Origin of the sequence: Rhodococcus sp. NPDC059968 (assembly GCF_042738615.1) — a bacterium.
In the GTDB taxonomy this organism is placed as follows: domain Bacteria; phylum Actinomycetota; class Actinomycetes; order Mycobacteriales; family Mycobacteriaceae; genus Rhodococcus_F.
Genome location: NZ_JBHWUE010000034.1, coordinates 82,716 through 102,571, shown reverse-complemented (window position 1 = coordinate 102,571; position 19,856 = coordinate 82,716). Strand labels below are relative to the sequence as shown.

15 protein-coding genes and 1 pseudogene are annotated in these 19,856 nt (G+C 63.1%); 2 read left to right on the top strand and 14 right to left on the bottom strand.

Going from position 1 to position 19,856, the window contains the following annotated elements:
• The first annotated feature begins 378 nt into the window (after positions 1-378).
• A complete protein-coding gene (locus tag ACFWAY_RS25535) occupies positions 379-3,690 on the top strand; it encodes a protein kinase (protein ID WP_378512626.1) in 3,312 nt (1,103 codons plus the stop codon).
• 431 nt (positions 3,691-4,121) lie between these two features.
• On the opposite strand, the pseudogene ACFWAY_RS25530 reads toward ACFWAY_RS25535, so the two are convergent.
• A pseudogene (locus ACFWAY_RS25530) lies at positions 4,122-4,806 on the bottom strand (IS6 family transposase); the annotation flags it as partial.
• A gap of 269 nt (positions 4,807-5,075) precedes the next feature.
• Complete coding sequence (locus tag ACFWAY_RS25525; protein WP_378512625.1) at positions 5,076-5,918, bottom strand: hypothetical protein; 843 nt, start codon at positions 5,916-5,918, stop codon at positions 5,076-5,078.
• A 262-nt stretch (positions 5,919-6,180) separates the two neighbouring features.
• Between ACFWAY_RS25525 and ACFWAY_RS25520 the strand changes: the two genes are divergently transcribed.
• Positions 6,181-6,987: a crotonase/enoyl-CoA hydratase family protein gene (locus tag ACFWAY_RS25520; protein ID WP_378512624.1), complete on the top strand. Its 807-nt coding sequence runs from the start codon at positions 6,181-6,183 to the stop codon at positions 6,985-6,987.
• A 389-nt stretch (positions 6,988-7,376) separates the two neighbouring features.
• Here the strand turns inward: ACFWAY_RS25520 and ACFWAY_RS25515 are convergent, their stop codons facing one another.
• The 12 genes from ACFWAY_RS25515 to ACFWAY_RS25460 form a co-directional block, all read right to left on the bottom strand.
• Positions 7,377-8,033, bottom strand: coding sequence for a TetR/AcrR family transcriptional regulator (locus ACFWAY_RS25515; RefSeq protein WP_378512623.1), 657 nt, complete (start codon positions 8,031-8,033; stop codon positions 7,377-7,379).
• A 176-nt stretch (positions 8,034-8,209) separates the two neighbouring features.
• On the bottom strand, positions 8,210-9,244 hold the full coding sequence (locus tag ACFWAY_RS25510) for an ABC transporter ATP-binding protein (RefSeq protein ID WP_378512622.1): 1,035 nt from the start codon (positions 9,242-9,244) through the stop codon (positions 8,210-8,212).
• A gap of 72 nt (positions 9,245-9,316) precedes the next feature.
• Entirely contained in the window at positions 9,317-10,297 is a 981-nt protein-coding gene (locus ACFWAY_RS25505; protein ID WP_378512621.1) for an RDD family protein, read from the bottom strand.
• Complete coding sequence (locus ACFWAY_RS25500; RefSeq protein ID WP_378512620.1) at positions 10,294-11,088, bottom strand: hypothetical protein; 795 nt, start codon at positions 11,086-11,088, stop codon at positions 10,294-10,296. Before ACFWAY_RS25500 ends, ACFWAY_RS25505 begins: the two co-directional genes overlap by 4 nt.
• Before the next feature lie 34 nt (positions 11,089-11,122).
• Positions 11,123-11,872, bottom strand: coding sequence for a hypothetical protein (locus ACFWAY_RS25495; RefSeq protein WP_378512619.1), 750 nt, complete (start codon positions 11,870-11,872; stop codon positions 11,123-11,125).
• On the bottom strand, positions 11,869-12,546 hold the full coding sequence (locus tag ACFWAY_RS25490; protein WP_378512618.1) for a hypothetical protein: 678 nt from the start codon (positions 12,544-12,546) through the stop codon (positions 11,869-11,871). Before ACFWAY_RS25490 ends, ACFWAY_RS25495 begins: the two co-directional genes overlap by 4 nt.
• Positions 12,546-13,967: an MCE family protein gene (locus ACFWAY_RS25485; RefSeq protein ID WP_378512617.1), complete on the bottom strand. Its 1,422-nt coding sequence runs from the start codon at positions 13,965-13,967 to the stop codon at positions 12,546-12,548. The genes ACFWAY_RS25490 and ACFWAY_RS25485 overlap by 1 nt, the downstream gene beginning before the upstream one ends.
• Positions 13,964-15,109, bottom strand: a complete 1,146-nt coding sequence (locus tag ACFWAY_RS25480) for an MCE family protein (RefSeq protein ID WP_378512616.1) — start codon at positions 15,107-15,109, stop codon at positions 13,964-13,966. Before ACFWAY_RS25480 ends, ACFWAY_RS25485 begins: the two co-directional genes overlap by 4 nt.
• Positions 15,109-16,386, bottom strand: a complete 1,278-nt coding sequence (locus ACFWAY_RS25475; RefSeq protein ID WP_378512615.1) for an MCE family protein — start codon at positions 16,384-16,386, stop codon at positions 15,109-15,111. Before ACFWAY_RS25475 ends, ACFWAY_RS25480 begins: the two co-directional genes overlap by 1 nt.
• 2 nt (positions 16,387-16,388) lie before the next feature.
• Positions 16,389-17,636 carry an MCE family protein gene (locus tag ACFWAY_RS25470; RefSeq protein WP_378512614.1) on the bottom strand — a complete coding sequence of 416 codons (1,248 nt, stop codon included), beginning with the start codon at positions 17,634-17,636 and terminating at the stop codon, positions 16,389-16,391.
• The gene (locus ACFWAY_RS25465; protein ID WP_378512613.1) at positions 17,633-18,655 is read right to left on the bottom strand and encodes an MCE family protein; all 1,023 of its coding nucleotides are present in this window, start codon (positions 18,653-18,655) and stop codon (positions 17,633-17,635) included. Before ACFWAY_RS25465 ends, ACFWAY_RS25470 begins: the two co-directional genes overlap by 4 nt.
• Positions 18,655-19,848: an MCE family protein gene (locus tag ACFWAY_RS25460; RefSeq protein WP_378512612.1), complete on the bottom strand. Its 1,194-nt coding sequence runs from the start codon at positions 19,846-19,848 to the stop codon at positions 18,655-18,657. The genes ACFWAY_RS25465 and ACFWAY_RS25460 overlap by 1 nt, the downstream gene beginning before the upstream one ends.
• Positions 19,849-19,856 lie beyond the last annotated feature (8 nt).

Below are 19,856 nucleotides of genomic sequence, written 5' to 3'. Positions count from 1 at the left end.
GGGAGTTCATCACGGCTGCGATTCCAGGCTCTTCGCCGCTTCCATGGCCTTCGCCCTGACACTCCGGGCTCGGCTCTCCCTTGTCCCACCTCACGGTGGGGATTTTCACGACGCGGCAGGCTTCGCTTGATGCTACGGACCGCTCGGTTGCTCCCCCTTGAAGGGCTTTTGACGCTGGGCTTCGACACCGGGCGTTTCCACCCGATGCCGCCAGCCTGCTACCGGGCCTCCTGGCAGTTACCCGGACCGGACTTGCACCGGCAAGCGACGACGAGCTTACGACTGACGATCAATCACCTACATGACCAACCTCCGTCTTCTGGACGCACAGTGCTGCATCATCGAGTGCGCTGCGGACCGGATGAATCGAGCTGATCGGTGGCCGACGTCGATCCGTTCGCGACACAACGCGACGTGGGTGCTCCAGTCACGTCGGAGTTGAGCGCGGCCGGGTTCTCAGATATCGAAGAGATCGGGCGCGGCGGCTTCGGTGTCGTGTATCGATGTACCCAGCCCAACCTAGACCGCAGGGTAGCTGTGAAGGTACTCGCCGCAAGCCTGGACGAGGAAAACCTGGAGCGCTTTTTCCGGGAGCAGCGTGCGATGGGCCGCTTGAGCGGACACCCGAATATCGTCAACGTCCTTCAGGTGGATGCCACCGAGAGCGGTCGCCCGTACATCGTGATGCAGTACCACCCTCAGGATTCGCTCGAGGTTCGGATCCGCCGCCATGGTCCGCTTTCGCTGGCGGACGCGCTTCAAATCGGGGTGAAGATGGCGGGCGCGTTGGAGACCGCTCACCGCCTCGGAATCCTGCACCGCGACATCAAACCCGCGAACATCCTGCTCACCGACTACGGCGAGCCGGAAGTGACGGATTTCGGCATCGCGCACATCTCCGGAGGCTTCAAAACCGCTACCGGCGTGGTGACGGGCTCACCGGCTTTCACCGCACCGGAGGTCCTGGCGGGGGACTCCCCGAGCCCCGCCGCAGACGTCTACGGTCTTGGTGCGACACTGTTTGCTGCCATCACCGGTCACGCCGCCTTCGAGCGCCGCAGCGGGGAACAACTCATTGCCCAGTTCCTACGAATTACTACTTCGCCTGTTCCGAATCTCCATGACCAAGGCATCCCCGGTGACGTGAGCGCGGCGGTTGAGCGAGCAATGTCGAGTGACCCGCACGGTCGTCCATCGGCGGCGGAATTCGGGGACGAACTTCGTGAGATCCAGGTGCGGCACGGTCTCCCTGTCGACGAGATGGCGCTGCACTCGGAGTTGGGGTCTACGCGACGGCAGGGAGTTCCCGATGTGCATCCGGGTTCTCAAGCGGAAGGATCTGTGTCATCTGGGCGGGCCCGGGCTGCTCCCCCATCTGCTGAGGGCACGGGAAACCTCCCGTTCGAGCTGAGCAGTTTCGTCGGTCGCCGACGCGAGTTGACCGAAGCGAAGAACCTGTTGTCGACGTCCCGCCTGGTGACGTTGACGGGGATCGGTGGGGTCGGTAAGACGCGGCTGGCATTGCGGCTCGCAACGACCGTACAGCGGCGCTATAGCGACGGTGCGTGGCTGGTCGAATTGGGTGAGCTACGCGACGACACCTTATTGGTGGATGTGATAGCCGGTGTGCTGGGATTACGCGACCAATCGGCGAGACCGATATACGAGATCCTTGCGGAATTCCTGGCCGCGCGAGAGATATTGCTGGTCCTCGACAACTGCGAGCAACTGGTGGACGCAGTGGCTGAGTTATCGGAGATGCTGCTACGCACGTGTCCGCGGCTGCGCATTCTCGCGACGAGCCGCGAGCCCCTCGAGATCGACGGGGAAGTAGCGTTGCGGGTGCCTCCGCTCACGGTCCCCGATCCCGACCGCGAGCCCTCGTTACAGGGACTGCCGCGCTACGACGCGGTGACCTTGTTTACCGCTCGAGCCGCCGCCGCCGTTCCTAACTTCGAGCTCACTGAAGGCAACAAAGTCGCCGTGACCCGTATCTGTCACCGACTGGACGGTTTGCCCCTGCCGATCGAGTTGGCTGCGGCCAGGCTGCGGGCAATGTCGCCCGAGCAGATCCTTCTGCGACTAGCGGACCGCTACGCACTACTGACGCGGGGCAACAGGGGCGCACCGACCCGGCAACAAACACTGCGGTTGTGCATCGACTGGAGCTACGAACTCTGCACTGCACAGGAGCAACAGGTATGGGGTCGCCTATCGGTATTCGCCGGAAGCTTCGAACTGGACGCGGCGGAACAGATTTGCGGCTCCGACATGAAGCCAGGCGATCTGCTCGATGTCGTGACCTCGCTGGTCGACAAGTCGATCCTGATACGTGAGGAACCGAACGCCGTTGTGCGCTTCCGGCTACTCGAGACTCTGCGCGAGTACGGCCGAGAGAAGGCTCGGCAGAGTAACGCCTACGAAGGCCTATGCCGGCGGCACCGGGACTGGTTTCGGCAGTTCGTCGTGGACGCCGAAGCCGACTGGATCAGTTCACGACAACTTGAGTGGATTGCCCGGTACGACCGGGAGCAACCGAATCTGCGGGAGGCGATGGAGTTCTGTCTGTCGTCGGAACTCGACGATGATGCCGAGGCGGGTCTTCGCATCGCTTCGGGTATGTATTTACTCTGGGGCACGAGGGGTCTGCTCAGTGAGGGTCGGCGCTGGCTCGACCGATTCTTGGCCCGTCACACCGGCTCTCCGACCGTTGGAAGGGTCAAAGCACTGTATGTAAACAGCGTACTGGCCGAACAACAGGGCGACCTTCATAGGGGGGGTGTTCTGCTGCAGGAAGGACGTGCTGTCGCCGAGCATACGAGTGACCCAGAGGTCCACGCTCTCGTCGCCCACGCCGACGGCCTCCTCAGTCTGTTCAGCGGCGATCTCGGTCCTGCATGCTCACACATGGAAGATGCCCTCACGATGTTTCGAGCAACGGGCAATATCATGCTGCAGGTCGAAGCGCTGCTGCTGCTCGGTTTGGCATACGAGCTGCACGATGAAAGCACTGTGCGGGCAATCGAGTGCTACGAGGAGGTGCTGGCCATCACGGAATCGCAGGGCGAATCGGTGTATCGGTCATACACCCTGTGGGCCATGGCAGTTGCGCAGTGGCGCCAGGACAATCGCAGTAGAGCAAACGAACTTCTCGAGCAAGGGCTACGACTGGCGCGACTTGTCGACGACCCCGTCGGCTCCGCCAACTGTCTCGAGGCGCTCGCCTGGATCGCAGAGGGCAGCGGCGACCACAAGCGAGCCAGCGTACTCATGGGTGCCGCCGAAGCGCTCGGTCATGCTGCGGGAAGCTCTCCGGTGTTCGTTCCCAACCTGGACGTGTACCACGCCGAGTGTGAGCGAACCACACGCCAAGCGCTCGGTCAGCGAATGTTTGAATCGGCCCGCAGGGAAGGCCTGGCGCTGGGCTTGGACGCCGCCGTCGCCTACGCCCTCGGCGAGCAACCCCCGAAAGCACCGATCTCCCCGCGGCCATCGATGAACCTGACCAAACGCGAACGAGAAGTCGCCGAACTGATCGCAGAGGGCCTGACCAACAAGGCGATCGCCGCCCGCCTGGTGATCTCCCAACGCACCGCACAAGGACACGTCGAGCACGTACTCGCCAAACTCGGATTCACCTCACGCACACAAATCGCAGCCTGGATCGTAGAGGATAGGCAATCGTCATGAACTGCGTGATGGGGGCTCAGGCGCAGTGGGCGTCGCGATCTCGACAGAGTGCATCACGGAGCGAATGAAAACACCAGCAGTCACCACTCCGTTCGACGCCGCATCGCCGAGCATGGCTTCATCGAACGGCTGGGCACCTGCTCGGCAACGGACTTCCCGCCGTGGGTCAGTCGCCCCCGCATCGAAACGATCAGCTCGATCTTAACAAGCTCGCGAATGGCAGCCTCGACGGCTCGCCTCAGGGCTTCCAACTTCTTCTGAAACTCGCCCCTGGCGAAGAGACCATCCGCAGTCACTTCAGTTTGGCGGTTCGTAGCGATAACTATCGAATTTTTGAGTGATAGGCGCAGCGGTGCAGTCGGTGTGGTCCGTCTCGGACCGGACAGGTGTTGGCTGGGTGCGTGTTCAGGCGGCGTGGCAGTCGTGGTGATCTCGTTCCACACCGCGAAGCGGTCGGTCATCTCGCGTCGCCAGTCGGATGCCGACAGCATGTGTCGACGCAGCTGGAAGTGCCCCGTGATGCCGGAGAACGCGGACAGGAACCGTTGTGCCCGCCCGGGTGAGGCGAACCGCTTCATACGGCGCTCCCGTTGCCGCGTCGGCTGATGTGAGTTCTCGGCCCGATTGTTCAGATACTTCGACCGGCGAGGCTCCACTGAAGCCAGCATCTCGCGGTGCGCCACTTGGTAGCTGGCCAGCTTATCGGTCACAAGAACCCGCGGAACGTACCGCAGACCCTTGAGCAGCTTCCGGAAAGAACCGCTTGGCATTCTTGGCGTTTCGACGCGCCCGGACGAGAAAGTCGAGCACCACGCCGTCCTGGTCGACCGCACGCCGCAAATACCTCTGCTCGCCGTTGATCGGGATGAACACTTCATCGAGGTGTCACTTGTCGCCAGGGCGCGGCCGCCGGCGGCGCAGCTGGTTGGCATAGGACTGGCCGAACTTCGCGCACCACTGCCGGATCGTCTCGTGCGAGACCACGACGCCGCCTTCGAACATCAGTTCCTGCACGTCACGCAGGCTCAACGCGAAGCGGTGATACAGCCACACGCCGTGGCTGATGATCTCCTTCGGGTGGCGGAAGCCCTTGTACGACGAATCTGCGCTGGTCACGGTCGCCCATCCTCCCAGCGATCACCCACACAGCCAAGTTGACGATGCCCAGTGACCGGCACCTCGACATCGGCCCCGGTGGTCATATCGCTCAGCCTCAACCCGACTCACTGCAGATGATCCATTGAGCGCCTTGCCGTCCGAGATGTCATATGAACACCGAGATACTTACAGGTTGAAGGTCCGGGATCGGCGGTGCTCCTGGCCATCGTGTCGCGGACGCCCGGCCCGGCACAATGCAGTGCCGGGCTGGGCGTCATGTCCCGACCTCAGGCCGCCACGACTGAGTCCTTCCGAGGGGCGGCCGCGCCATCCGGCTCAGACGTACCGACCGGCCGCGGCATGAACTTGCTCGCGCCGTTCACCGCAAGAACACACAACACAATGGTGAGCAAGGTGGCGGCCCATACTAGTCCGCTGGAGAATTCGTCCTCGCCGAGGTGCAGCGCGATGATGATTGGCGCGCCGATACCGAAGTTCGCACCAAACATTGTGATCGGGAAGACCGCGAACAGACCGACTAGGCCCCACGCAGTGGATACCCGGCGCCAGAGCTGCACCGCCAGCACGGTGAACAGCACAACCTGGGTCCCCTCGAGCACGCCGATGACCAACGGGTAGTTCCAGATTCGCAATGCGTAGGGGCCGTAGTAGGTGTAGACATTTGTTCCGGTTCCGATGACCTCGAACACGCACGAGGTCATGATCTCGGCACCCCAGATCAAAAACAGATGCTTACGCCTCAGGCGCCCCTCGTACATGCGGCGGCCAGCGTAGAGACACGCGCTCGCGTACAGGATAATGTAGCCGCTATGCGTCCAGTTCGGCTGAACGACCCCGAACGCCGTGAAGTGAGAAAACATAGCCCCCGACTCACCGTTATGAACGTCGTAGAACCAGAGGTCAAAGGCTACGTCATAGAGCGGCTCCGCGAAGGCCGCGACACCGGCGGCCACGCATGCCAGCAGGTAGAAGGGGGTTCGCTGCTGGACGCACATGCGGAATGCGATGGCCAGCATCAAGGCGACAATCACCCAACTTGCCCAGGTAAAGATGCTCTGCCAGATCATGTCAAGTTCGTGCTGCATGACCTCGGATGGCATGCGCCCCATGGTGACTCCTAATCAAACAGGTGTGTTTCAGACCGCCACCGCTCGGGTACGGCTCAGACTCGCGACACCTTTCACATTAGGTCCGCTGTGTCATGCAGCACATCCCCCCACGGGGGCAGGGGCATGCCCATTTCGAGGTAGGTCGCGGACCAGGGCCAGGGACCACCGTGAGCAATGCACTCGCAATGTAGCTCATTGAACGCAAGCCGAAGCTGTCGCCGAGCCTTCATGACACCCGACCTCGGGGGTAAGCTCACATCTCATGAGCCATAGTAGAATTCGGACGAACATTAGCGATAGTGGCGTCGCGACGGTCGCCATGACTCGCAGCGACAAGCACAATGCTTTGGACAGATCGATGTTCGAGGGCCTGCTGGATGCCGCCAGTCAGCTAGCTGCTAATCGCAAGGTCAGAGCTGTCGTACTTCACGGCGAGGGAGAAAGCTTTTGCTCGGGAATCGACATCTCGAGCTTTCTTGCCGACTCCAAGGGAGGAGTCGATGCCCTGTTCGTCCGCGAGGATAATCGGCTTGCCAACTTCGCTCAGCGCGCGGCATATGACTGGTCCACTGTTCCCGTGCCGGTGATAGCCGCGATCACCGGCAATTGCTTCGGAGGGGGGATGCAGATCGCGCTCGGTGCGGACATCCGAATAGCGGCGCCCACTGCACGATTGTCACTCATGGAGGTGAAATGGGGACTGGTGCCGGACATGGCGATTACTCAGACGCTGCCGCGCGTTATGGGCATTGACGTAGCCAAGGATCTCACATTCACCGGACGTATCGTGTCGGGTCGCGAGGCGAGCGCCCTTGGGTTGGTCACTCGTACAGCGGAAGATCCACTCACCGAAGCACTTGCGTTAGCAGATGAAATCGCCAAGCAATCTCCCGATGCCGTCCGTGCCGCGAAACGCCTCTACGATGAGACCTGGACCGGAACACACCCCGCCCGTGCACTTGCCCTCGAGTCCGAACTCCAGAAGGGGCTTCTCGGCAGCCCGAATCAGACGGCTGCTGTCGCTGCTGGTGTCTCCGGGGAAGCCCCCTCGTTCGTCGACCCGTATTGAACCGGCTTCTCAGGTCTATACAAGCATAACGACGGGAGGGTCGCCGCCCGTAGTGCCCGATTGAAGCGTGCTCCGCACCGCCGCCCGGACCGGGGTGATCATCGTCGACCCGATCCCGAACCACCGCCAGCCGCGCCCTGCGTCGGAATTCGCAAGAGCAGGGGACCTGTCATGTCCGCAGCTTCGCACCCGCTTTTCGTATGGAGCAACCAATGATGGGGCTGCATCGCTCGACCCTGCCCCGAGCCAATAGGGGCGGGGCGCATCCACCCGTTCGGTGTATAGGGACAAGGTGGTGTTTCCAAATTCCAGCGTTCGCCGAGCCGTTTGAACCGAGTCGGTGATACAGCTTGGCCTGGGGCTGCACCATGGTTCGCCCTGGCCGGTGGCTATGTACCTGCGCGGAATCCCACTGTTTTCAGGGCGATGGCGCCGTACTTCCTCGCCACGGCATGGGGTTTCAGCGGGCATTCGTCGTACCAGCACTGGAGGGCATCACACATGGCGAGGAGGGCTCGTGCGGTCACGATCGGGTCTGAAGCGCTGAACAGTGCCCTCCTGTTTCCTTCTCGAATGATCCCACGGACCACGCCTTCGACTTCTGTTCGCACGGTTTCAAAGCGATCTCGGTTGGGGGGGCTGAGGTACCGAACATCCGCTTCCAGAGTTACCAGTCGTGGGAATGCAAGGGTCCTCAGAATCATGGATTCGACGACGTTGGCAAGCTTGCGCGCCGGATCATTGCCGCCATCATCGCGTGCGGCATACGCGCGGGCGAGAACGTCTTTGGTCCCACACTCGAGCAGTGCGGTGAAGATGCCTTCCTTGTTGCCGTGGTGGTAGTACAGCGTCGGCATCGTGACTCCTACGCGTTGCGAAATGTCTCGCACGGTCGTGCCACGAAAACCGTTTTTGTAAAAGGCATCCAGGGCTCCGCGGAGGATCGGTGACAGTTCTGGTTGTTCGAAGTGTCGCCAATCCGGTTCGTCGAGTACCGCTGTTGCCTCGTCGAATGTTGCGGACGGTACTCGCCGCCGTGAAGCCATGGGTCCTGCCTGCGTCGCTCGTCTTTCGTTTGGGGGTGTCGCGGCTTCCTACAGTGGGGGGAGGTGACCTCTGACGAGTAACCACGCAATCGCGGTCACGATGTTCTGGATCGGGTCTACCAGGTCGATGATCATGTGATCTCTCTTCTTCGTGGGTTGATCGGATTCGGCTCGCGCTAGTCGACGGCGTACATCTCGTCCGTCATGATGGCCGGAAATTCTTCGGTGAGTGCGGTGGAGTCGAAGCTCTCCTGGATCGCGAGTTGGGCACTGACGGGCAGGGTGTCCATGATCTCGCGCACCCGTTCTTGCCGGCGGGCGACGGCTTGGCGGAATGGCGTGCCGGGGGTGGCTTTCATCTGCGGGACGATGCCCTCGACGTCGTCGACACCGCCGGCGTGGTGACCGGCGTCGACCATGGCCTGCTCTGCTGCCATCTGCGCGTCGTCCTTCTCCTCGGACATCCCGATCGGGCCGATCATGGTGCCGTTGAGGAACTGTTTGACCACCGGCTCCTCGCTGGTGAGCAGCACCTCGCGGGGTCCGAACATCACCAGTTGTCGGCGGAAGAGCATGCCGATGTTGTCCGGCACTGTGCGGGCGAGGTTGATGTTGTGCGAGACGATCAGGATCGTCGCGTCGATCTCGGCGTTGATGTCGATCAGCGTCTGGCTGATGTAGGTAGTGCGGACCGGATCCAGGCCGGAGTCCGGCTCGTCGACGAGGATGATCTGTGGGTCCAGCACCAGCGCGCGGGCCAGGCCGGCGCGCTTGCGCATGCCGCCGGAGATTTCGCCGGGCAGTTTTGTTTCGGCACCGATCAGTCCGGTCAGTTCAAGCTTTTCCATGACGATCGTGCGGATCTCGGATTCGCTTTTCTTGGTGTGCTCGCGCAGTGGAAAGGCCACGTTGTCGTAGAGGTTCATCGACCCGAATAGGGCGCCGTCCTGGAACAGCACTCCGAACAGCTTGCGGATCTCGTAGAGCTCCTTGGTCGAGCACTCCAGGATGTCGGTGCCGTCGATTACGATCGATCCTTGTTCCGGGCGGAGCAGGCCGATCAGCGACTTCAGGAAGACCGACTTACCCGTACCCGACGGGCCCAGCAACGCGCTGACCTCACCGGGTGGAAGCGTCAGCGACACGTCCTGCCAAATCTTCTGCGATCCAAAGGACTTCGTCAGATTGGTGACCGCTACCTCGACACCCATTGTTTCCTCACTCTCACGGCCTAGGGATTGGTGTTTCGCAGCAGCGGTGGCCACTATCCCGCTGCAGTACTGTCAGAACAACGGTTCGAATTTGCTGATCAACCAGGTGTTGTCGACGCGGGTGAGGCCGACCCGAATGGCATTCTGCGACTGCGTAGTTTCAGGGCTGCTTGCCGTCGTCGTGCTCTGGTTGATGTAGACGAGTACTGATGCTTGGTCTGCGGACACCGATTCGACGGCAGAACCTGCCGCGGACGCTTGCATCGTTACCTGCTTGTCTTTTGCCGTCGGCGCGACCACATCTTTCGCGAGCTTTGTGTACGTTTCGAGGAAGTCTCCGGTCAGCACGCCGCGTGCGGCGTCCAGATCCTGATCGACGGTGTCGGGCTTGTACGACAGAAGCGCTACGGCGCCGTCGGAAGCAACCTGCGTCACGGACCCGTGCGCTGCCGCAATTTCCTGGTCGTCGGCGCGTTGGCCGAAGAATTGGACGAGGACGAGGAAAAGGACTGCACCGAGCGGGATCACCGCTGCGGCCGTCTTGCCGAGTCGGCGCCGACCGTCGGTTGGACCCTCCGTGTCGTACGTTCTGACCACTGATCCGGCGATGTTGTCGGCGAATGTGCGTCGCTGTCCCCGATGGAGGGGCCAGAACCGCCCGATGAGGAACAGGATCCCGTCGGCGGGCAGGCACCCTAGCCGGACGAGTGCACGGAAGGCGCCGATCGGAGCCCCCGTGGTGGTGGATACCGTGCGGAGGCCCTCGAGGTACTTGCCGGCGGTTCGTCCGGTTCGACCCTGGTAGATGATGCTGTTGGCGACGATGAAGAGTCCGGACACGGCCACGATGCCCCAACACAGGACGGCCCATACCTGCCCCGCCAGAATTTGGGACAGCGCCCCTGCGGAGGCCGCCGCGGCGAGGGGCGGGCACATGTCGATTGCCAGTGCCCGGGCGCGGCGGATGAGTGATGCGCCCTGCTCCCCCGCGCTGTCGCGATCGGGCTCTGCGCTCTCTTCTTTCACCTGGGTATCGATGTTCAGTGTCGTCATTGGACGAATCCCACCTTCGACAATTTGAGTTGCCCGTCGACGTCGACGACGTCCACGCGCAGCTGGTACTCCTGTGGCTCGATCGTCGCCGTCATACCGGGATCACCGCCCGATGGCGGGGCCGGATCTCCGGCCGCTCCAGTGGCGGGGTCAGCGGTGCCGGGCCCGGCGAGCGGTACGTTGCCGTCCGCCGAAGCGGCCACCAGAACAGTGGTGCTGCCGTCGTCATTTCGTCGCTCGATGCCGGATTCGACGGCATGGCCGACGGTGACGTTGCCCGCTGCTTTCATGGTGTCGAGAACGGTCTGTTTGCGGGCATCGAAGTCGTCATGCCACGGGCCGGCTGCGTTGTCGAGGATGCGTTGCACGTAGGCGTCGGGGTCTTCTTTGCTCGTCGAGATAAGCTGCACAACAGCGTCTTCGGCAAAATGCATCAGGGCCTGGTCGGCCGAATCTCGTTGTTCGACCGCACGGTGATCCCACCATGCCTTGACACCGGAGGCGGAGCCGGCGAGGGACGTCACGGCGAGGAGCACCACCGCGGCGCGGTACATTGCTGCCCCCCGACGCCCGCGCAACGCACCACCCAGTCTGGCCGGACGCTGTGGCTGCTCGTCGGCAGCCGGTGCGGGGGAATCGTCCGGCGCACGTGGTTCGGCGGCTTTCGCGGCGCGCTCGGCGGCCGCGAGTGCGGCCACCGCTGCGGCGCGGGCTTCGATTGCATGAGCGCGCAGGGTCGTGGTGTCGACGTCGATCCGCGATCGTGGCGTGTTGGTGGATGTCTTCGTCATCCCAGCCTCCTTGGACGTTTCGGGACGGGGTATTTCACAGGGGCTCGAGGTGGGAGATGAGCCACTGATCGCCGGACGCCTCCATGCGTACTCGTACACTGCTGAAGAGGTACGTCGGATCCGGTTTCGCGGCGCTGGCCGTGGTACCGCGGAGGAAGACGAGTACCACCGCGGAGTCGGGTTCGGCTGAAACCACCGACGTTCCGCTCGCTTCCCAATGCGTCTCGACCTGCCCTTGCTTCGCCTGCGGGACTATCGTCCCGGCGGTAAGAGTTGAGTACGAGTCCAAGAATTCGCCGGTCAGATGACTTTTGGCCTGAGCGACGTCGTCCTCGACGGTGGGTGCCTTGTAGGTCAGCACCCCTGCGGTCAGTTCACCGGCCTTCTCGGCAACAGCGGCCCGTGTCCGTTCGGTGCGTTCGCCGGAGACGGCGAGGTGCAGATGTGCCACGGCGGCGAAGGCCACCGCCGAAGAGGCCAGGAGCGCCACCGCAACCAGTGTTCGCGTGCGCCGCCCTCTGAGGGTGGCTGAGCGGGTGAACGCGATTTCACTGCGGTAGGTCAGAGCGCCGATGGCGAGGACACCGATTGCGCCCGAAAGGATGAACCAGAGGGGGAACTCGAGAACTGCCCCGGTGGCCACGAGGGCAGCGAGTGCGACCGCAGTGAGTCCGCATCTGAGGAAGACGGCCTGCCGGACGGTGGCCGGGTTCGGTTCGGCAGCGGCGTGCGGTTCCTGTGTCGGTTCCGCTGCGACATCCTTGTTCTCGAGTTCACAGGTCATGGCACGACCTCCACTTTTGACAGTTTGTAGGACCCGTCGACATCGACGATGCCGACTCGTAGACGCCAGGTTCGCGGCTCGTCCTTGGCGCCGGCGGCGTTGCTTACCTTCGACACCGCCGATACCAGGACGGTCGTGCTGCCGTCGTCGTTTCGGCCCTCGATGCCCGCACCGAGAATTTCGCCGCTCGACTCGGTCTTCGACTCCGCGATGGCGGAGACGAACTGATCCTTGGTGCCCTCGAATTCGGTGAGCCACGAGCCGGTCGCGTCGTTGATGATGCGATCCGCGCCGGCCGCGGGATCCTGCGAGCTCGGGGAGATCAGGTTGAGGACTGACTGCCGGGCAGCGCCGAGCATGGCCAGGTCCTGATCGCCGGCGTCCTGGCTGTTGCGGTGCGCGTGTGCGAGGGCCCCCGCGGCCACCAACAGGCCCACCAGAACGACCGCGAACAGCGCCGCGGCGAGGGTGTTCCATCGGCGGGCACCTGGTCTGGGGCGCCGCGGATCGTGGCGGACGGCTGGTATGTCGCCGGTATCGCCTGCTTCCTGTGCGGCGGCCGCGGCTTCCGCAGCCTCGGCCGCCTGGACGGCCGCCTCGGCGGCCTGCCGTGCGTCGAGTGCGGCGCGGACGGCGGCGACATCCGACACGGTGTCGGATTTACGTCGGAGCATCAGTGGCCTCCTGTCAGAATCGCCTGTACGGGCGATGTTTCACCGTGCGCAGATCCCGTGCGGTTGAGATCTGTTTGTGTGTATGTTCTGCCGTCGCTGCCCTGATACTGGCCGGACCGTGGGTTGTAGCTTGCCGTCCCGAGCTGAGGGGCGGCCGGCTCCTGGGTGTGGGACGCGGGGGCGGCGGAGTTGCCGGTGGTCGGTGTCGGGTCCCCTACCCAGGGATTGGTTCCCGACGGGGTGTACGGCTCGTCGCTCTTGCAGATCTCCACGGTGGGGGCGCGTTTGCCGGGTGTGTCCATGCACGGCAGATTCCGTGCGCCGCGCACGGCAACCGACGAGTCCTGCGGCACCGCGCAGAAGATCGGGTCGGATGTGCGCGTCGGAGCGTCGACGGCCGAGCCATCGCGCCGTTCGGAGGCCGGGAGGAACCCGGTCGTGCAGGGCGGCGGTGCGTTCAGATTCAGGTTGAAGTCGAGGAATGCGCCGTTGGAGGTTCCCTGATCGGGGACGTTGATCGTCTTGAGGGCGCTGACGCTGGCGGGCAGCAGTACCAGCAGCTGTTCCAGTGATTGATTGTAGGTGACCGCGACCTGACCGAGACTGGTCAGGTTGGCCGCCAGGAGCGGAGCGGTGGGGTGCAGTTGCTGGAAGAGTGCACTGGCCTCACTGGCCGCTGCGGGGCTGGTCTCCAGGATGTGCCGGACGTGCTGGTCATTTGCGTCGGCCTGTTGGACGGTGCCCGCCAGGTTCGCCACCCACTCGCGGATCGCGGGGCTGCTGACCTTCTGGGAGTCCAGAAATGGTGCCGCGTCGTTGATCAACGTGGTGGTGGCGTCGGCGTCGGTGTAGGCCTGATCCAGTACACGGTCGGACCCGTTGAGGATCCGTTGCAGCGAGGGGCCGGAGCCCTCGAACGCGGTGTGTGTCTCGTCGATCAGTGCGCTCAGCTGTTGCTGCGGGATCGATGTGAGGCTGGCGTTGAGGGTGTCGATCATCGGTCCGATGTCTTGCGGCACACTCGCTTGGCTCGTTGGTACGACCGCCCCATCCTCGAGGAACGGTCCCTCGAGCGAGCTGGGAACGAAGTCGAGGTACTGTTCGCCGATCGCGGACCTGCTGTGCACCTGTGCCTCGGCTGAGACCGGGATGCTGACCGAGCTATCGAGATTCAACGTTGCACGTGCCCCGCCGGCGGTGGGCGTGACATCGGTGACGGTACCGATGGTCGACCCGCGATAGGTGACGTTCGCGCTACTGTACAGCCCACCACTCGTCGGAAGTTCGACAGCGACCGAGTAGCGCCCGATGCCTACCAGCGCGGGCAACCGGATGTACACGACACCCATCGTGATCAAGGCAATCACGGTGAGGACGGCGAAGATGATCAGCTGAATCTTGACGAATTTCGACAGAATCATCGGGTACCCCTCATCGCAACGTTGTCGAGTCCCGCCGTCAGCGGGTTCTTCGTCGAGACCGCCGGAATTCGACCCTCCGTACGACCGAGGGCGGTTTCGGCATTCGTGAGCGACCCCTCGAGGGGTGTGCCCTGCAGCAACCCTCGGTCGAGGCGACCCATGGTGAGATCGACAGTGGCGGAGAGATTGCCGGCGTCACCCTTGAAGAACTTCGGAATGTTTTCCAGCGGCCATGGATACGTGGGAAGCAGACCCAATGCCTGGGTGAGGTCGGAACCGGAGTTGCCGAGCTCACGCAACACCGGCTCGAGCTCACGCAAGTTGGTCTGTACGTCCTGCGAGCTCGCCGTGACAACCCGGTTCGCCGAGTCGGCGAAGTTTCCGACGGAGGTCACCGTGTCGGTGAGCTTCCTCTGCTGTTCGTCAAGGATGACCAGCGCGGGCGGGATCCGTTCGAGCGCGCCGGCCAGTACGGCGTTCTGCTGGTCGACGGTCGAGGCAAGGCGATCGAGGCCTTCGGCGGCGGTGATGATGTCGTCGCGCTGTTCGTTCAGACTGCCGCTGAACGTATCCGCTTGATTGAGAAGGTCACGGACTTCTACCTCGTGCCCGGACAACCCGGCGTTGAGTTCACCACTGATCTCCTGGATCTGTGCGAGGCCTCCGCCGTTGAGCACGGTCGACACCGACGCCAGTGTCTGTTCCGTGGTCGGATAGGTGCTGGCGTTGTCGATCGGGATCGTGTCGCCGTCGCGGAGTTCGCCCGCGGGCGGTTCCGTCAATGGCGGTGCCAGTTCGATGTGCAGCGAACCGAGCAAACTGGTCTGCCCCACCTTCGCCGTCGCGTTGCCGGGGAGGTGGACGTCGGACTCGAGTGAGACCGTAACGACGGCGTGCCATCCGGCGAGCTGCACATCGTCGACGTTGCCTACCGTGACATCGCCGACGCGTACCCGACTGTTCCGTTGGATCGATGTCACGTTCGGCATCTCGATCTTGACGGTGTACGCGCCGTCTTCGGAACCGGCGGTTCCTGGCAGTGGCAGGGAATTGGCGCCTTGCCAATCGCACCCCGACACCGTGAGGGTGAATCCGCCGACCAGTGCCACGATGGCAACCCGGGTGAGTTTGTTGTTGGCCATTATCGCCCACCTCCAGCGGGTGCCGGTATTCCGAGTAGCCCTGCCAGCCCCGCAGGTGCGCCGACGGGCTCCACGGCGGCGGGAGCAGGGACCGTACCGCGCAGCCATTCTTCGCTGTAGTCGATCTGCTCGGGTCTGACCTGTTTGCCGGCCACCGGGTTGATTCCTACCGGTGGGTAGTTCATCTGCACGAACTGCAACACCGGTGCGAGCTGTTGGACACACAGTTTCGCCGCCTCGGCGGCACCCAGCTGACTTGCCGCCTGGATTGCACCGCAGATGAACTGCACCGGGTTCTGGAGCTGGGTGACAGCCAGCGCGCCGGTGAAGGACCCGTGCGCGGGTTCATAGATGTTGTAGAAGTTCTGGATCGCCGTCGGACCGACGTGCAAGAGTTGCTCGATGTCGGGCCGAATCTCGTTCAACGACGTTGTCACGGTGGCGAGGTCGCTCACCGATTTGCTGAGCCCATCGCGGTTGTCTTTCACAAACTGCCCCAGCCGGCTGGTCATCGCATCGATGTTCTGCAATGCGGTCGCCAGTTCTTGATCGGAGTTGTCGAGCACCGACGACACCGAGGCGACGTTCTGATTCAGCTCGACGATTTGATCGTCGCTGGCGGCGAGTGCGGTCATGAAGGCCTGCAGGTTGCGCACGGTGGCGAAGAGATCGTCGCGGCCGTCCGACATCGTCGACATGGCATCGGAGAGCTTGGTCAATGTCGAGTTGATGTCGTCACCCTTGCCGGCCAACGACTCGGCTGCCGTGTCGACGAACTCACCGAGAGACCCGGCCTTGTTTGCCTCGGTCGGGCCGATCGATTCGGCGAGATGTTGCAGCTGTTCCCGAAGGTCGTCCCATTCCACTGGTACAGCGGTGCGTTCGATCGGGATCTGTCCGCCGTCACTCAGTTCGGGGCCGCCGGTGTACGCGGGTGTCAGTTGGATCGCACGTGAGGAGATCAGACTCTGTGACAGTACCGCCGCCTTGGCCTGCTGAGGGACCTTGTAGTCGGCGTCGTAGTGGAACCCCACCCGCATCCGCTCGCCGTCCGGATCGATGGAATCGATCACCCCGACGTCGACGCCGAGGATCTTGACCTTGTCCCCGACGTACAGACCGTTGGTGTTCTCGAAGTACGCGACCGCGGACCTCGTGGTGACTCGGTCGTACGCGCGCCATGCGAGGCCGAGCGTTCCGGCCACGAGTAGGACGACGACGGTCAGGATTATGATTCGCCGTCGGGTCGATCCGCGTGCCATCAAAGACGCGAACATGGTCATCCTCCCAATCCGGGTAGCGGCGGAAGTCCAGGCAGCTGCGGTAGTGGCGGCAGCTGAGGCAGGCCGGGCAGTGCGGGCGGCCCGGGCTGGGCCGGAGCGGCTGCAGGAGCGGCGGGGTCGCCGGGTTGGACGGGGCAGGTGCTCGGATCGGGAAGCGGCGTGGTGTGGCCGGGCGGAGTCAGCCCCGGGGCGGCGTTGTGTCCACATGTCACCGGGAACTGGTTTTGCCCGTTGAGCGTGCCGGGGTTGACGCCTTGCTCCCGGAATGCGGCGTCGATGAAGGGCTGTAGGAACTGGCCGGGAAGCAGATTCATGATGTACGCCTTGAAGAACGGGCCGGAGGCCACCGATTCACCGAGCGAGGTGATGTATTGGCTTGCCGGCAGGATCGCCTTCTTCACGTCGTCCTTACGTTCGTTCAAAAGTGCTGTCACACCGTTGAGTTGATCGAGCACCGGCCGGAGTTGGGCTTCGTTGTCATCGACCAGCGACGCCACCTGCGCGGTGACGGCGGACAGGTTCACCAGGAGCGTGTCGATTGCCTGTCGGCGCTGATCGAGCGCGGTGAAGAGGGTGTTGCTGTCGAGGAGCAGCTTGTTGATCTGTTCGCTACGGCCGCCGAGGACCTTCGTCAGTGACTCCGCGTTGTGGAAGAGGTCCTTGACCATCTGATCGCGGGTGCCCACGGTGTCCGAGAGCCGGGAGACCCCGTCGAGCGCGGCACTGAGGTTCGGTGCGGTCTGATCAAGGGTTTGGCTCAGGGTGTCCAGTGCGTTGGTGACCTGGTCGGTGTCCAGATTGCTCACGGTGGTCGACAGGTCGCCGAGCGCATCGGTCAGGAGATAGGGGGTGGAGGTGTGCTCGAGCGGGATCGGCTGATCGGGTGAGAGCGCTTTGTCCCCCTTCGGCGTCACCTGCAGGAACTTTCGTCCCAGCACGGTCAGTGTCTTGATCGATACCTCGGAGTCCACGCCCAGACTCGGGCCGTCCACACTGAATGCGATCCGGACCTTGTCGCCGTCGAGGTCGATGTCCTCGACATCCCCGACGTGGACGCCCGAGAGGAACACCTTGTCTCCGGTCTCGAGCCCGCCTGTGTCACCGACATACGCGGTGTAGGTCACCGACGAGCTCAATGTGGAAGCGATACGGTCGAAGTTGACCGAGATCAGCACCAGGGCCGCGACCACCAGGACGCCGATCAGACCGGTGCGTACCGTGTTCGTTTTCTGTGTTCGACTCACTGTGCTGTACACCTTCCTGCCCGCTGTCCGATGATCGGGATGAGGGCGGGATTACCATCAGGGCCATTGACTTTCAATGTGACATCGCAGAGGTAGAACGTGAAGAAGTCGCCGTAGAGTCCGAGTCGGGCGAGGCGGCCGTACGCATCGGGAAGTGTGCTGAGCGCCCAGTTGGCGTAGTCCTTGTCGGCATTGATGTTGCCGGCGACTCGTCCGATCTCGGTGACGTCGTTCCTGATCGCCGGGCGGGCGTTCACCAGGAGGTCGGAGACGGAGGCGGACGCGTCGTTGACGCGGACGAGGGCATCGCCGATCGGGTCGGACTGCTCGGAGAGTCCACTGATGACCTGCTGCAGTTTGTCGATGCCTTCGTCGAACTGCTTGTTGTGTTCGTCGACCGTGCCGAGGACGCGGTTGAGGTTGTCGATCACCGACCCGATCAGCTGATCGCGGTCGGCCAGTGCGGAGGTCAGTTCGCCGGATTGTTTCAGGAAGTCCGATACCGTTCCGCCCTGTCCTTGCAGAACATTCACCAGTGAGGTCGAGAGCTTGTTAACCTGATCGGGGTCCAGTGCTTTGAACAGTGGCCGGAAGCCGTTGATCAGGGCATCGAGATCCAGCGCGGCCATCGTGCGATCTGCCGGGATGGTCGAGTCCTCGGGTTGTGTGGTGTTGGACCCGGGGCTGTCGAGCAGTTCGAGGTAGTGGGCTCCGATGAGGTTCTCGTACCGCACGGCGAGCTTGGTGGATTCGGTGAACGGCACGGCCTTGGTGAGCGAGAACTCGACCAGGGCGGTGGCCTCGTCGACGATCTCGACGGACTTCACCTTCCCGACTTCGACGCCGGCGACCCGCACGAACTCGTCCGACTTCAAACCGGATGCGTCCGCGAAGGCGGCCTTGTAGGTTCGTTCGCTGCCGAATCGCACCTGGGAGAAGACCACGACGACCGCGGCGGTGAAGAGCACCATGATCATCGCGAAGAGCGCCAAGCGTGCAATGGTTCCAGTGATTTTCATTAGCGTGCAGGCCCTCCCACGATATTCCCGAACAGATAGTCGACGAAGAATGGGGAACCCAGACGGGGGTTGGTCGAATCGGCGATCGATGCGCCGGTGTCGGTGACCAGCACCGGCGCCGGGTACATGTCTTTGGTGATCATTGGATAGCATCCCGGTTGCCCGCCCGGGCCGCCGGAGGCCTCGACCTTCGGTAGGTTCTTTGGGTAGCGATAGGGGTCGTCGCCAGGAAGGAACCCGACATCGAGGTCGAGAGAGTAGCCGGTATTGTCACCGAACGAGTTCGACAAGACGTCGCGGGTGTCGACCGATTGATGGAGTAGACAGGTGATTTCGGGGCTGTATTTGGACAGAAGGCCGGTGGTCGGCAGCAGTAGCCGCATGGAATCGACCAGCCCGCGCTCGAGGTCATTGGTCAGCGCCGCGCCGTCGTTGCCGAAGTTCACCGCTGCGGTCAGCGTCGAATCGAGCTGTTCCTCTCTCTCGACGACCGAATCCGACGTTGTGGAGGCGAATTTCAGCAGCTCCATCAGGGTCGGCGCGACATCGGCGTAGGTGTTGACGACGGTGGACGTGTCGCGGAGGTCGCTCTGCAGTTGCGGTAGGACCGGGTTGAGTCGGACGAGCACGGAATCGGCCTTGACCATGGTGTCGCCGAGCTGCTCCCCTCGGCCGCGCAGACCCTCGGCGACCGCGCCGAGTGCCGAGTTCAGCTTCGCCGGGTCGACGTGGTGCATCACCGACGTCAAGTTCTCGAATACGGTGTTGATCTCCGTCGTGACGTTGCCCGACCGGACTTCACTTCCCGCGGCGAGCTGCCCCTGCCCTGAGGCGCTGGTCAGCGCAACATACTTGGCGCCGAACGCCGTCGTCGCTTTGATCTCGGCGGTGGTGTCGGCCGAGAGCAGGTCGAAGCGTGCCGAATCGATATCGAGGCTCAGTCGCGAGGTACCGGCCACCTGCTGGACTTCCTTGACCCTGCCGATCTCGACTCCATTGAGTTGGACCTTGGCCCCGGGTTCCATCACCAGGCCGGACCTATCGGCGACGACGGTCAACGGAACGGTTTCCTCGAAGGCCCCGCGGAATGTCTGCATACACAGCACCAGGGCCGTGATGACGCCGACCAGCATCGCGGCGCCGGCGACCCGGAGCGGTGGCTGTTTGTAGTGTGATTTGTTGCGTGTTCCCATCAGCGCGT

Bases quoted from the DNA above. Each gene is read 5' to 3' on its own strand.
- ACFWAY_RS25480 (WP_378512616.1), bottom strand. From the start codon at position 15,109: ATGGCCAACAACAAACTCACCCGGGTTGCCATCGTGGCACTGGTCGGC.
- ACFWAY_RS25475 (WP_378512615.1), bottom strand. From the start codon at position 16,386: ATGTTCGCGTCTTTGATGGCACGCGGATCGACCCGACGGCGAATCATA.
- ACFWAY_RS25490 (WP_378512618.1), bottom strand. From the start codon at position 12,546: ATGCTCCGACGTAAATCCGACACCGTGTCGGATGTCGCCGCCGTCCGC.
- ACFWAY_RS25500 (WP_378512620.1), bottom strand. From the start codon at position 11,088: ATGACGAAGACATCCACCAACACGCCACGATCGCGGATCGACGTCGAC.
- ACFWAY_RS25520 (WP_378512624.1), top strand. From the start codon at position 6,181: ATGAGCCATAGTAGAATTCGGACGAACATTAGCGATAGTGGCGTCGCG.
- ACFWAY_RS25465 (WP_378512613.1), bottom strand. From the start codon at position 18,655: ATGAAAATCACTGGAACCATTGCACGCTTGGCGCTCTTCGCGATGATC.
- ACFWAY_RS25495 (WP_378512619.1), bottom strand. From the start codon at position 11,872: ATGACCTGTGAACTCGAGAACAAGGATGTCGCAGCGGAACCGACACAG.
- ACFWAY_RS25485 (WP_378512617.1), bottom strand. From the start codon at position 13,967: ATGATTCTGTCGAAATTCGTCAAGATTCAGCTGATCATCTTCGCCGTC.
- ACFWAY_RS25525 (WP_378512625.1), bottom strand. From the start codon at position 5,918: ATGGGGCGCATGCCATCCGAGGTCATGCAGCACGAACTTGACATGATC.
- ACFWAY_RS25460 (WP_378512612.1), bottom strand. From the start codon at position 19,848: ATGGGAACACGCAACAAATCACACTACAAACAGCCACCGCTCCGGGTC.
- ACFWAY_RS25505 (WP_378512621.1), bottom strand. From the start codon at position 10,297: ATGACGACACTGAACATCGATACCCAGGTGAAAGAAGAGAGCGCAGAG.
- ACFWAY_RS25515 (WP_378512623.1), bottom strand. From the start codon at position 8,033: ATGGCTTCACGGCGGCGAGTACCGTCCGCAACATTCGACGAGGCAACA.
- ACFWAY_RS25510 (WP_378512622.1), bottom strand. From the start codon at position 9,244: ATGGGTGTCGAGGTAGCGGTCACCAATCTGACGAAGTCCTTTGGATCG.